The following is a 14,482-nucleotide window of genomic DNA, read 5'->3' as shown; positions in this document are numbered from 1 at the left end:
AGCCGGTAGCTTGTAGCTAATTTATCGTTTAAGAACGCAAAGATACGAGATTATTTTTTAAATTTGCAGTCAATGCCTTTGAAACTAACCACATATTACCACGGGAGTAACATCCCGGAACTACCGGGCAAAAATACGTTTCACTCCCTTGAGTTGTTTCATATCTATGAAGCAACCCCGGGTTATACACCCCTTCTCATTGTTGCATCAGAGGCAGGAAGGCCCGTTGCCAAGCTATTGGCGGCAATACGAAAGAGTGTTCGTTTGTTTCCACCCTCTATCATCAAGAGATGTGAAATCTATGGCACAGGAGAATATTTCGATGAAACAGTCGATAAAGAATTTGTCTTTGGCGAAATCCTACAACGGTTAACTGCCGAGGCATTGCGGGAAGCATTTCTTATTGAATTTCGCAATCTGGAAAATTCGCTGTTCGGATATAAATCTTTCCGCAAGAATCGTTACTTTGCCATCAACTGGCTACGGGTACGCAATTCGCTACATAGCATCGAACATGTAGAAAGTCGTTTCAGCCCCTCACGTATCCGTCAGATAAAAAAAGGATTAAAAAATGGTGCAGAAGTGCGTGAAGCTCATACTCCTGAGGAAGTACGTGCTTTCTCCCAGATGCTACACCATGTTTATTCCTCAAAAATACGCCGCCACTTCCCCAGCAGAGTCTTCTTCCTACGCATGGAAGAAGAAATGATGAAAGGGGAACAAAGCAAAATATTCATTGTCACTTACAAAGATAAAATTATAGGTGGCAGTGCCTGCATCTATTCCGAAGATAATGCCTATCTCTGGTTCTCCGGTGGCATGCGCAAGACGTATGCGCTCCAATATCCGGGCATACTTGCCGTATGGCATGCTCTATCTGATGCCAAGCAACGCGGCTACCGCCATCTTGAATTTATGGATGTCGGCCTCCCCTTCCGCAAACATGGTTATCGCGAGTTTGTCCTACGCTTCGGCGGCAAGCAAAGCAGTACTCGCCGCTGGTTCCGTTTCCGTTGGGAATGGCTGAATAGAATACTAAACAAAATCTACGAATAGACTTCACTCCACACTTTGGTATGTCAGCGGCGGATCAAAGTAACGAGACATACTCTTCAGATTTTCTCTGTAAGATGGCTTTGCAAAATGAGTATTGTGGAAATAGGCATCCTGTTGTTGCTTCTTCTCCAGCTTGGCAGCATCCGGTTCCACTGTATAATTTGCGATTTGTTTACCGGAAGCATCCGATACTTCTACTTTCAGACTTACTACATCTGTCTTGATATTCACTGAACTGTTGGTTGAAACCGGAACTTCCAATGCTTGATAAGAATCAATATTCAGTTTAAGAGATACAGGCGCACCCGTCCATTCATAACGATAAATTCCGTTAGCTCCATTCTTAGAGAAGACCATACGCAGGGTACCATCTCCAACGTTTATTTGCGCATCTACCTCTTTCAAATCAGAAGGAAGTTTAGGATCGATAGTAATGGAATGGTTAAGCATATCGGGACGAATACCCAAGAAATATTGATTCCATACACGGATATGTTCACTATTGCTCCATGCCTGCAGGAAAGTTCCACTACGCCGTACCCATGTCTGCCCGGCACGTGGCCACGCATCTGCATTCTCCGACAAACTCCCAACAGCACCTTCGGCAAGTGCCTGACGATTCATGTTTTTGAATAACGCATAGGCTATATCCTGCTGACCGTTTTCTATCATCCGTTGCATAGCCATACCATTGTTCCAAAGCCATATCGTACCGTTGTGGTATGCATCATCTTTATGATAACGATACCATTGCTCATGGTAAGGATGAAACTGTTCGTCATACTGGTCGAGTGAAGATACTCCCCACGGATATACCAGGCGTTCCCAGACTTCCTTTGTTTCATGCATCTTTAAATCTGAATCAGAAATCAAATCCAACGCATAGATAGCATTGGGGCGGAATTGCATATCTCCACTTCCATCCGTATTCAAATGATCATAAATAAACGTAGTAGCAGTATCAACAAAGTCTTGTTCAAAGCTTAAACGAAGGTGCTCTGCCGCCTTACTCCAACATAGTGCATCTTCTTCCTTATTCATGTATCGGGCAAGGTCTGCAGCATTCATCAACTGGGTATACCATAATGCCTGCACATCTACAGCACGATTGCCGCGTGGCGAACATGGATATCTACCCTGGCGCTTGGCATCCATCCAGGTATCTGCACCTGCATGAGTAAGATAACCTTTCTCATCAGTATACAGACGGAGGGATGCATCCGTAGCAATCTTCACGGAAGGATATATCTCTTTTACAAAGGCCGTATCACCGGTATATTTCAGATAATCGTGCACTTGCATAACAAAGCGGGGTGTTCCATCGGTAGTATTATAGAGAACACCTTCCAGATTCAAGCGATTGGGTACACGCCCGTAAGTAGGAGAAGTAGAAATAGTATCCTGGTAACGTGCAAAAGAGGCTAGAATATCACGTGCCGTATCAAACTGTCCTGTACAGAGTACTGCACCCGGCATAGAGATAAACATATCTCGTCCCCAGAAATCCGTAAACCAAGGCAGACCGGCATACATGCCATAACCACCATGTTGATGAGTTATCAACTGGTCGTTAGTGAGCATAATCCAGGCAAGGGCATGATCTAAAGAATCCTGATTTGTTTTTAAAGGATTATGATCGAGTAACGACTGAATACGCTGGCTACGTGTGTTCAACCACTTTTCTCCTTCTTGACGAAAATCTTCTATTACTTTCCGGCTCTCTCCTTCGGTACCGAAAGCGATCAGGAAACCATCAGAAGAAGTCGGAACAGTTATCAGACTATCAGCAAATTCTATTCCCACTTCTTTTACAGGTGCTATGCGTATTACATTCTCCGGCGATTCTTTCGCTGTATAAAGTATTGAATTCCCATCTTTCCGTGCATCTACGACATTTCCTCCTATCAACATTAATGAGATATGTTTTCCCTGCACACTATCCATACGAACATATAATAACTTTGGTTCATCCACCAGAGAAAATGTTTCCACAGCCTTTCCATAATGGCGGATTAATCTGTCAGGATATACCGATGTGCGAGCATCTTTCCGATACAATCTTTCACCATCCACATGCAAACGGTAATCAGCAAAGATACGTTTAGCATAGATATTCCAACCTGCATACCAGTCTCCCCAATCATCAATAGAGGTCATTCCATAGTAGAAGCCACCATTCTTATCTGTATAAGAATACTCACGTGATTGTCCGCCAGGTATAGTGATACCTAATTTATCCATATTTAACGGAGATAACTCTTTTACATTTTCACTGCAAGACATTACTAAAAAAGAAGTAGCTGCAAGTAATATACTCGCAGCTTTCTTTGAAAAACACCAATTTACAACCATATTTACAACAACTAACCTATTTCATTATTTTGCAAACCTGTACTTTACCATCTTCCATATAAACCCGTGCCATATAATAACCAACAGGTAAGGCTGACAAGCCTACAGAAGTACACCTTTCCTGCGTCATCACCAGCATTCCGTTTACAGAATATACTTCTACACGTTTAGCCTCTCCAACAGGTAACACCAAAGTATCTATTGCCTTATTATAATATATCAAAGGCACTTCCGTATCAGGAGTAGTGGTTTCAATCCCAGTCAAAGTCGGTTTAAAGTTAGTAAAGAGACGGAATTCATGAGCAGGGACAGCAATAGTCTGTGTAGCACCTGACACACTCAATGGCTCATTATCTTTCAGAAATTCATACCATGTACCTGTTTCCGGGAAAGTTACAGAAAGGTTCTTATCTGCCAAAGTAAAGTTTCCAACCACTACAAAAGACTTGCCATCAGTAGAAGTAGCTGACAAGGTACGTCCATTATCCCAATTTGTAGCACCTACCTTCCAGCTAAATGTAGTATTCGAAGCAAATAGTTCAGGATATGAATGACGAAAATCTAAAAGGGCAGCATACGTTTCATACAATCCTTTTCGATCAGCATCTTCAAAATAGTCCCAACGTATAGGTTTAGGATCCGTACGATAACCGCCCTGATCGTCATAACTAGAACCATCACTATTGTTGTTTATAGAGAAATCATATCCTAACTCACCAAATTGCCAGATCATCTTTGGTCCGGGTACAGTAAGGAAGAAGGCCGCATTAGTAGCTAAACGTTTAGTACGGGTAGAGAGATTAATATTACTTCCTGTTGAAGGACTTATTCCGTCATTCTTACTCGTAGTTGATGCTATTACTCCGGTATTTCCCCATTTCCAGGCTTTAAATCCTGTACGTTCCTCATCGTGACTTTCCATATATCCTACTAAACTACCAGCAGGCATACTGGATGTCCCCGCAAATAAACCAGAAAAATCGGTTTTTGAACCACTCCATCCCATAGCAGTTTCACAATATGCTTCATTTTTATTACACCATAGCAAGATGCCCGCATCTCCTAACTGCTTTTCTTCACTGGCAGCTGCCAAATGTTCAAAAATAACATAAGCACCCGGTTGGCGCTTTTGTACGGCAGCCGACATACGCTTCAAGTTGGCAATACGTGCAGCATCCGGTCCATTAGCCCAATCATTCTCCCCATAAGGAGTATTGGAGAAACCTTTCGTAAAATCATAACGGAAACCATCAATTTTGTATTCCGACATCCAAAAGCCTGCTACACTATCTACCAGAGCACGGGTATATTCACTGTCATGATTAAAATCATATCCCCATGAGAGGCTCGGATTCTTTATATTTGATTCTTGATTATACCACGGATTATCAGCAGAGGGCTTCCCATCCACATCCTTATACAAAAGATAGAAAGGAGACTGACCAAAACTATGATTGAGCACAAGATCGATAATAACAGACATTCCTTGACTGTGGCATTCATCCACAAAAGCTCTTAAATCATTCTTTGTACCATAATACTTATCCACGGCAAAATAGAATGAAGGATTATATCCCCAACTCGTATTTCCTTCGAACTCATTAATAGGCATCAATTCTATAGCATTTACTCCCAGATTCTTTAAATATCCCAGCTTTTCTTTTGCAGCGTTAAACGTATGTTCTTCAGTAAAATCACGAACCAACATTTCATAAATAACCAATTGCTCAGAAGCCGGGCGTTCGAAGTTCTTTACTTTCCAATTATATACAGTCTGTCCTGTTTGTAATACAGAAACAATACCTTCTGCTTTTCCGGCTGGATAAGGTTTCAGATTCGGATATGTCGTACTTTCAATATACTGGTCGTTCCAAGGATCCAGAACTTTGTCTGTATAAGGATCTGCAATATAAATAGAGCCATCTACCAAATATTGAAAAGCATATTCTTCACCTTTTATCAATCCGGAAAGAGTTATCCAGAAATATTCACCATCTTGTTTCAACTGATAGTCTGCTTTAGGCATCCAATCATTAAAGTCACCTACCACATACACATACTTTTTACCCGGAGCCTGCAACACCAAAGTAACTTCTGTATCACTGATATAGTTAATACCGGGACGCACACCTTGGGGCATTGTCTCCGAGGTACTTGTTCCATTCAGTACTGTTACTTCTTGGGTAGCAGATTCTGTTTTACCATTAGCAGTAGCCTCTACTTTCAAAGTATAGCTTCCGGCAGTTGAGAATGTATAAGGTTGGGAAATTGTAGTAGCATTAGCTTCAGTAGCTATCTCAGTATTACCTACATAGAGTTTTAGAGTTGAAGCAACAGAAGCAGAAGCTTTAATTGTAAGAGCAGTATTTGTGATCAAATTTTCTTTCTCAGCAGGCTGATCGAAACGAACGGTTAAACCGGCAGTATGCACATCTACGAATATATCTTTATTACCCGTATCCTTGCCTTCTTTTGATGTATCTGCACTACGAAAAACAAAAGCCAGTTGTTTTACTGTTTCTCCATCTTTAACGCCATAATATTCACGAATATTAGGGGTTATTTTCAGTTGCCATTTATCATTTCCTAATGAAGTCAGTTTATACTTCGCCGAGTTATCTCCCCAAGTTGGGGCATATTGCCAACTTGTACCCGTACTGAGTATCACTCCTGTATGTGCATACACATCACCAGTAAAGCCTTTCAGTCCTGCGGTACCTTTCGTTGCATCAAAGATAATGGTTACCTCATCATTTTCTGTTGGGAAATCCGGAGTAGTAGTTACTATTTGCGCTTGCATAGCTAAAACAGCTAACAAGCAAATAAAAAAAGCGTAGAGTCTTTTCATTCGGTATCAATTTATGAGTTAATAGTTCAAAAGTACAGTAGTTATCCCAAATTATCAAGTGCTTGAAACAGAAGCAAGAGAAGAAATAATGCAAACGGTTGCATGACCTAAAGAATACATCTCTTTTATTAACATAAAGCAAAAATATATCATACCATCCTCTCTCGTTCATTTAGGATGATTTTTTCCTCCAAAACCTCTTATCAGACTGTTTTTGCTAGATTATGTGTAAGATAAGACAAGCCCTCTCCCCCATATTTAGAAAAATGAGGAAGAGGGCCTGGTTTAAATTCTAAAATTGGATCACTTAAAAGTTCCTGTACCGTCAGTGAAATTCAAATAGGCTTTCTGGCCTTCTGAAACACTTACCCGTTCTTGATCACCACCGTTGCCACGATAAACAATCTTTCCATCAAGAACAATAAATTCCACCTTCCACCAATCGTAGCCACCAAAATTGACGCACATACGCACTTCTTTACTTGCCACGAATGCAGGAGACACAAATTCGCCATCTTTTGTTTCCGGAACAACAAACTTTCCTGTTTCATCAATGCTCCATCCTCCGGGAGCCGTATCACCTGTCAAGTAAACGTTTGGAGCCAACACATTAACTATGCGTTCTGCACCATTAACAACATGAAGCAGATACCAACCGGCATTCTTGGCTTCCAAATTATTATCAGTATCAGCAACCAAACCTGCACCAGCTTCATCATTCACCGTTGCCTGACCACCAAAATCATTTCCCCAATCGGCCTGCGGAGCGAATTTAATCTTTTCGCCGACACTCAAATATACAATCGTCCAATAATCAGTGCCTGTACCATTTACTGGAGTAAGTTGTTTCCATACACCACCCCAAGAGTACTCACTGCCCGTCATATAAAGTTCCGTAGGAGCTTCCGTAATTTCATAAGTATAATCCATCATATTAATAGTCATGTTATACTTACCGGCTTTCGCAATCTTTCCTGCACCAGCGCCCTCATTCACGAGTTGACCGCTCATAGCATCATCTCCATCAACTTTAGGACCTACAACTCCAGGATTTGCCCAGAAGTCACCTGCGTCAATATTCTTTTGAGGAATAATTTTCCAATATTGATCATCAACTGTGGTAGTTATAGAGATGGTAAACACTGGATCATCATAAACATTCACATCACTATGGGTGAATTTTATCATACTTGCCTCATCCCATCCAGCCATATCGCCAACAAGATAATAAGATTCTGAGATGTCAGGCTTAATAAGCGTTACTTGTATTTCTGCTTGATTGGAACTTACACAAAAAGCCTGTTCAGCTTGTTTAATGTATGCCATTACAGTTATAGCCAATTTACGTGCAATCGGATTCTTACCATAATAACTCTCCACTGCACTTACGACTTCTTTAGTAGATACATTTCCTGAAGCATCAGCTGCCAAGACAGTTTTTCCCTGTGCAACTCCATTCTCATCTATTTTGCTCAGCACAGCTTCATAAGTAGTAACTTCCATACCTTCCGGAGCATCTATCGACGCTGTAAAAAGCTGAATAGTTTCAGTAGTAACATTCTCCATTTCAATGGCTGCAGCAGGCGTAATATTCACACTTATATTTTTAGCCTCCTCCGCATCAAAACCTTGAGGAGCTGCCCAGTCATCATAATCTCCTTTACAACCGCTAAGAAACGCGGTTGTAAGAACTATACCATATATGAATGATTTTCTCATACTAATCAATTATTTATTCATTATTATTTATTGTAAAAATGATAGTAACCGGTAATATCATTAAAGATGACTCGATAATCGCCAGCCTCTACAGGAATATTACCGCCGCCGCCGACACCCCAACCAAACGGGAACTTATCACCGCCCCAGTTAGGATTCCAACTGCTATCAACGAGGAACTTCATCCCTGTATTTTCAGTTATGCTCATATCGTACATCCATACATGTGGACGAGCACCCGCATAAGTATCTACTGGAGACATGCTCACAGCTCCATCTCCCCAATTAGTAAAGTCACCTGCAATCATCATCTGCGAGTATTCCGCTGGCTCCTTGTCAAGGGCAGTGAATGTCAAAGTGTTCGTATAACAATCAAGGTCAATTCGATAGTAGCCTGCCGAAGGAACTTTAAAATCAGAACCTTCACCACTATCATCTTTCAAACGAGGCTGATTAATATCTCCATCAACAGCTCCCCATTGATCGGCCCACTCACCGGGAACACGAACAATCTTGAAACCAAGTTCAGGTGTGAAATAACCTGTATAAGTAAGCGGTCCTTTACCCGTTACTTCATCAAACTTACCACCTTCTACTGGAGACATCGGATAAACAGAAACACCAATTTCTGAACCCCATGCACCATCTCCTACACAAGCACCGATAAGATACCATAATTCAGTATCCGCAGCAACCAATGCTTGAAAGAAAGGTTTAACTTTCACTGTTATACTGTTTGAATAAGTGTTTTGCTTAGAACTCAGAACGCCATTAAGACGTATATATACATCCAGATTATCTGGTATTTGCTCTTCTGCCGTATATCCACCTATTTTCATAATGGCTTTATTGAAATCTTTAGCAGCAACATCAAATTTAGCCTTCGTACTATAACTTTCCAATTGTACAAATTTGGGATTGCCTACTATTTCACCGTTCTCATCAAGCACATTTTCCCATTCATTAGTCAATGAAAGTTGCGGATAATAGCTTACAGCAGCCGTATAACCAAACTCTGGTTGTTTACAAGACAGTTCAATCCCCTCACAATTAGCTAAATCATACACATTACCAGCCAATGCAGGTGTATTCAGCACAAAACTATCAGGTACCGTCAAGGTAGGATTGGAGTCTCTGTCATCCTCACACGATGTAAAGCCCATAAGAGCAACACCTGCCAACAAAGATGCAATAATATATTTTTTCATATTCCTTGTTTTCATTTAGAGATTAATAACCAGTATTCTGTTTCAGATTTTTATTATTTGAGATCTCATTTACCGGTAAAGGGAAAATACTCATATAAGAGGGGAATTGATTACCCTCATAAACTCCTCCCATCCATTCCCACTTATAGCTGGACTGTCCGGCAAATTTGCCAAAACGAATAAGATCAACACGTCGACGTCCTTCAAGCCAGAACTCACGGCTCCATTCATCACAGATATCGTCCAATGTATAAGTACTCTTTACAGGGGCATGTGCACGTGTACGCAATTCGTCTATTTTCGCTTTGGCATCACTATTGCCAATAGCACCATTCTTGCGAACTGAAGCTTCCGCATAAGTCAAATATGCCTCAGCTATACGCATAACGGGCAGGTCTGTATTGACAAATTCAATAACTGCATTATTACTTCCATCAGAATTAACATTGCGGAATTTCACGCAGCTATATCCCAAATTTTCATCAGTACCTTCATCGGAAACAGAAATATCCATTCCTTTATTGAAGAACAATGCACGGTCATCATTTGCGGCAGTAATCATATTTTGCAATGTTGCAGCTTCAGCAGGTTTAGTCGTAAAAAACTTATCAATAAGTTGCTTGCGCAAACGAATACATTTACCCCAATTGTTGTCGGCACCTGAAGGAGCATAATTGTCTGTCGGCACCTTGTTAGAGTAAGACGCCTGTATAAGGAAATTGGTTCCTTCATAACTTTTGGTAGTTTCACCATCAGTAAGACCTACCAATAAATTCTCATATTGTGCTCCATTACGATTATTATCGGCCAAAAACAACATTTGATAACCTGTATATTTCTCACCAGTTACTGGATTAGTAGCTCCCGTTGTATTAAGATGATAATAACCATTATTGATAACCTTTTCAGCATAAGTCATGGCATCATCCCAACGAGGTGTACCCGTATAGACTTCTGCATTCAAATAAATACGTGCCAAGAGGTTCCAAGCAGCCACACGGTCAGCGCGGCCGTAAGTGTTTTTACCAGGTTCTGCCATCAAATCAGCACATTCTTTTAATTCTCTCTCAACATATTCAAAAAACTGGCTTCTTGAATAGCCTAAAGCCATTTCAGCAGACACAGTTTCAGTAAAGGCCGCATTTCCATACAAGTCCATAACAAGCGCATAGTTATAAGCACGTATAAAACGCACTTCCGCATTACGTATCTCTTGGTCTGCTGCATTACCTTCTTGCCCTAAATAGAAATTACAAAGTGTAATTGTGAAATAAAGACGATAATAAAGAGCAGCCGAGAATACGCAACTCTCTCCCCATGAGTTGTGAAGCAATTCCGGTATACCAGCATCTGTTGCCCATACCCAATGTGCTTCGTCAGCAGTAAATTCATTGAGATACCACTGAGAGCGGAACATACCTGAACGTCCTTCATCAACATCATCAATATCACCATTGCCATTAGGTCCTGATTGCCCTGTCAGACTAAAACTAGCATAAATTTTGTTGAAGACGGCGTCATTATCGAACTCCATCGTTTGCTGCGGATTAATTGGACTGACATCCAAGTCGCCTATACAAGAACTAAAGTTCAATGTTAGCGCAAGTGCCGCAGCAGGTATTATTGATTTCAGTATTTTTGTTTTCATGTTATTTTTCTATAATATGGTTTAGAAATTAAGACTTACACCAAATACACCAGTGAATGGACGGGGGTAAATATTACCATCATAGCCACCATTGATTTCCGGATCAATGCCCTTGTATTTAGAGATTGTAAAGACATTCTGAGCTGTAAGATAAGCACGACCACTAATTTTCATTCCGAATAACTTTTCGAAGCTATATCCCAAAGTGATATTATCGCACTTCAAGAATGAAGCGTTCTGAATGAAGTAGTCAGACAAAGCATCTTCCGTAGAAATATAACTCCAATCCTTGGCCATTGCCATATTGGTTACATTGTGCCATGTATTACCATTGAACAAACGTTCTACAGAAATATTCGAGCGTCCGGCTTCTACACCGTTATAAGCATAATTACCAAGACTTGCACGAAGAGAAAAGCCAAAGTCCCAATTCTTGTAAATCAATTTAGACGTCATACCCATTATCACATCAGCATCAGCCTTTTTATAGAAATAACGGTCTGCCGAGTTGATAGTACCATCTCCATTACGATCTACAAACTGTCCTTCAATAGGTTGGCCATTCTGGTCATAAACCTGTTGATAAGTATAGAAAGCTGATACCGGATGTCCCACAGCCCAAGCTTTAATACCATCTGAGCCAGAATCACCTACAGCAAGACCTCCATGCAGGATTTTATAATCAGCATCATCGCTTGCTAACAGCTTATCAATCTTATTATCATTATAAGTTATATTATAACCCAATTCCCAACGCCAATCTTTCGTTTGGATAGGCCGATAAGTGAACGATAATTCGACACCCTGATTATGTAACTCACCAATATTACTTGTAACCTTATTCTTAAAGTTAGAACCTGCAGCAACAGCCACTGTATTGATAAGGTCAGTAGTCTTTCTGTAATAATAATCTAAATTTACAGTAAAACGATCATTTAAAAGACTCAAATCAATACCAGCATTGTAGGTAGTAGTCTTTTCCCAAGTCAGGGCGGCATTATAAGCATCAGGGCGGTAAGTCATACCGTTGCCTACAATTGGATAATATGCACCCAAACCATTAGTCGTATAAGAAGCAAAATAAGTGTAATCGCCAATACCTTCCTGCTGACCAGTTTTACCCCAACCTAAACGAAGTTTCAAATCAGAAACGACTTTAGAATCTTTGAGGAAAGCTTCTTCATTGATTTTCCATGCAGCTGCAACAGAAGGGAACAATCCCCAACGATTGTCTTTATGGAAACGTGAAGAACCGTCATTACGCAGCGTAACAGTCAGTAAATAACGATCCATCAACGAATAGTTCAAGCGACCAAAGAAAGATACCAAATAATTCTCAGTCTTATAGAGAGTATTCTCTGACGGGTCTTTTATTTCACCGGGATGTTCCTTGTTGGTATCAGGATAAGTACCGTAATAGTAATAATCAGTTTCTTTATGGAAATGCTGCCATTCATAACCACCCATTACATCGAAATGATGATTCTTGCCAAAATCCTTAGTGTACTGGGCATACATATTCAGTGAAAGATTATAAGTGTCCTGAGTATTCCAGCCCTGACTGCCATAATAATAATTGTCGTAATTATAACGGCTATAATATTTGTCACTCTTACCACTCTTCAAGTCCATACCGGCATTCACATGTAAATGGAGATCTTCAAGACCATGAATTTTATAATCCAACTCAATATTTCCAGTCAGTTCCTTACCTTTACCCTTATCTGAAGTTGTATTTAAATAAGCCATAGGATTACGCGTAGACAGAGAGTTTATAGAATATTTCCATTCATCATCACCACGATCTACAGGTGAACTGTATTGGAAATAGCCACCAAAGTTTTTGTTGTAGAATTCACTGTCAATCATAACAGGCTTTGTTGGATCCATTTCACTGGCCGCACCAATAGCACTGGTATTAGCATACGTTGTATTAGAATACATTCCTTTGGCATTAAAATTCACAGTCAAATGATCGTTCAAGAAAGTAGGATTCAAGCTCACACTAGCTGTATAACGCTCAAAGTCTGAGGTTTTAAGAATACCTTGCTGTTTTGTATAACCCAAAGAAACACGATAAGGAAGATTCTTGTAAGCACCAGTCAACGTGATGTTATGGTCGGTAGCAATGGCCGTGCGGTAAATCTCATCTTGCCAATCTGTATCAGCAAAAAGATGTTGAGCTCCATCAGCTGGTGTTCCATCAGCATTATATGCACTCCAGTAACCCATATTCTTATAATAGTCACTGGCTTCCCAATCAGCACCTTCCAATCCACTCTTGTTCTTTATAAAGTTCATGAATTCATTAGCACTCAGCACATCCAACTTATTAGTCACAGTACTCACCGATACATTTCCATTATAAGAAATAGTCGGCTTCATATTTTTGCGTCCTTTCTTAGTGGTAATAATAATCACACCATTAGAAGCACGGCTACCATAGATTGCTGTAGCAGATGCATCTTTCAACACTGTAAAGCTTTCAATATCATTAGGATTTACAAGGTTTAAAGGGTTGGACATACCTTGCATACCGTAATTATCCATAGCCAGACCATCGATTACAATCAACGGATCATTGCTAGCATTCAATGATGAACCACCACGAATACGAATTGAAGCTCCGCCACCCGGTTCACCGCCACTATTCTGGACATTAACACCAGCAATCTTACCGGTAATCATGTCTTGCGCACTAACCTGCAAACCTTTGTTCATTTCATCAGGTTTGATAGCTGTCACCGATCCGGTTAAATCGTTTTTCTTAGCGCGACCATAACCAATTACGACAACTTCATTCAACAACTCGGCATCGTCCTTCAAGGTAATAATTACCGAAGGAGCCGCAGCCACTTCCTGAGTCTGATATCCAATGAAAGAAACCACCAGCGTTGCCCCTTTGGGAACACTCAGTGTAAAATTACCGTCAAGGTCGGTGATTGTACCATTCGAGGTATTACCTTTTTCCACGACATTAGCGCCAATCACCTCACCCATGGCATCCTTTACATGCCCTTTCACGGTGATGTTCTGTGCATAAACGCTAACAGACAAGAATAACCCCATCAATAGGGGAAGAATCATTCGATAGATTCTAAGATTAACTTGCTTCATGCATTTAAAAAATTAAAGTTAACAATATTAATTACCTATATTATATATTCGAAATTATCTTTCGATTGCTTTTTCTTTTATAAGGTATCTATAACACGACGCAACAAAAATATGCTTTATTAAAATATTAAAATATAAGAAATATGAGAAATATGCAATTGCAACAGTGCAAACGATTGCAGGAAGTTGCGCCATTACACAAGAAAAGGATTAGTCTTTGAGATAGACAAATACATAATCATTTTCAAGGAACAAAGAATTACAAAATGTCAAAACAACAATAGAAACACTTATTTTACATCCATAATGCTAGCCCATTCCCTATTTTCATAACATACCTCATTTTATAAATCCGCAAACCAGCACATTCTTCGAATAAATAAAGAATAAGAATGCACTAAAACCGCATATTATTGCAGCTTTGATAGCTATTTATACAGAAAAGGGTTACTACTTACAGGTGATAAGGTTACTACTTACAGGTAAAAGAGTTACTACTTACAAGCAAAAGGGTTACTACTTACAGCCAATACA

General features: G+C 40.1%; 7 protein-coding genes. 1 reads left to right on the top strand and 6 read right to left on the bottom strand.

The window, feature by feature from the left end; genetic code table 11:
* Positions 1 to 72: 72 nt before the first annotated feature.
* Complete coding sequence (locus tag DWW10_RS13235; RefSeq protein ID WP_022392818.1) at positions 73 to 1,056, top strand: GNAT family N-acetyltransferase; 984 nt, start codon at positions 73 to 75, stop codon at positions 1,054 to 1,056.
* Positions 1,057 to 1,059: 3 nt separating this feature from the next.
* Here DWW10_RS13235 and DWW10_RS13230 read toward each other — a convergent pair whose 3' ends face one another.
* From DWW10_RS13230 to DWW10_RS13205, 6 genes are all read right to left on the bottom strand, one after another.
* A complete protein-coding gene (locus DWW10_RS13230) occupies positions 1,060 to 3,297 on the bottom strand; it encodes an amylo-alpha-1,6-glucosidase (RefSeq protein ID WP_259320482.1) in 2,238 nt (745 codons plus the stop codon).
* Positions 3,298 to 3,424: 127 nt separating this feature from the next.
* Complete coding sequence (locus DWW10_RS13225) at positions 3,425 to 6,256, bottom strand: DUF4961 domain-containing protein (protein ID WP_022392820.1); 2,832 nt, start codon at positions 6,254 to 6,256, stop codon at positions 3,425 to 3,427.
* A gap of 303 nt (positions 6,257 to 6,559) precedes the next feature.
* Entirely contained in the window at positions 6,560 to 7,975 is a 1,416-nt protein-coding gene (locus tag DWW10_RS13220) for an Outer membrane protein SusF domain-containing protein (protein WP_022392821.1), read from the bottom strand.
* Between the two features lie 23 nt (positions 7,976 to 7,998).
* Positions 7,999 to 9,183 carry a SusE domain-containing protein gene (locus DWW10_RS13215; protein ID WP_022392822.1) on the bottom strand — a complete coding sequence of 395 codons (1,185 nt, stop codon included), beginning with the start codon at positions 9,181 to 9,183 and terminating at the stop codon, positions 7,999 to 8,001.
* 22 nt (positions 9,184 to 9,205) lie between these two features.
* Positions 9,206 to 10,831 carry a RagB/SusD family nutrient uptake outer membrane protein gene (locus tag DWW10_RS13210; RefSeq protein WP_007217420.1) on the bottom strand — a complete coding sequence of 542 codons (1,626 nt, stop codon included), beginning with the start codon at positions 10,829 to 10,831 and terminating at the stop codon, positions 9,206 to 9,208.
* A gap of 21 nt (positions 10,832 to 10,852) precedes the next feature.
* Positions 10,853 to 13,948: a SusC/RagA family TonB-linked outer membrane protein gene (locus tag DWW10_RS13205; RefSeq protein ID WP_118422234.1), complete on the bottom strand. Its 3,096-nt coding sequence runs from the start codon at positions 13,946 to 13,948 to the stop codon at positions 10,853 to 10,855.
* Positions 13,949 to 14,482 lie beyond the last annotated feature (534 nt).

The organism is Bacteroides intestinalis, from assembly GCF_003464595.1.
Classification (GTDB): Bacteria; Bacteroidota; Bacteroidia; order Bacteroidales; family Bacteroidaceae; genus Bacteroides; species Bacteroides intestinalis_A.
Note: the sequence above shows the minus strand (reverse complement) of the source record. Positions and strands in the feature narration are given on the sequence as shown.

Coding starts and splice junctions, on each gene's coding strand:
- DWW10_RS13220 (WP_022392821.1), bottom strand. CDS start 7,975: ATGAGAAAATCATTCATATATGGTATAGTTCTTACAACCGCGTTTCTT.
- DWW10_RS13205 (WP_118422234.1), bottom strand. CDS start 13,948: ATGAAGCAAGTTAATCTTAGAATCTATCGAATGATTCTTCCCCTATTG.
- DWW10_RS13215 (WP_022392822.1), bottom strand. CDS start 9,183: ATGAAAAAATATATTATTGCATCTTTGTTGGCAGGTGTTGCTCTTATG.
- DWW10_RS13235 (WP_022392818.1), top strand. CDS start 73: ATGCCTTTGAAACTAACCACATATTACCACGGGAGTAACATCCCGGAA.
- DWW10_RS13210 (WP_007217420.1), bottom strand. CDS start 10,831: ATGAAAACAAAAATACTGAAATCAATAATACCTGCTGCGGCACTTGCG.
- DWW10_RS13230 (WP_259320482.1), bottom strand. CDS start 3,297: ATGGATAAATTAGGTATCACTATACCTGGCGGACAATCACGTGAGTAT.
- DWW10_RS13225 (WP_022392820.1), bottom strand. CDS start 6,256: ATGAAAAGACTCTACGCTTTTTTTATTTGCTTGTTAGCTGTTTTAGCT.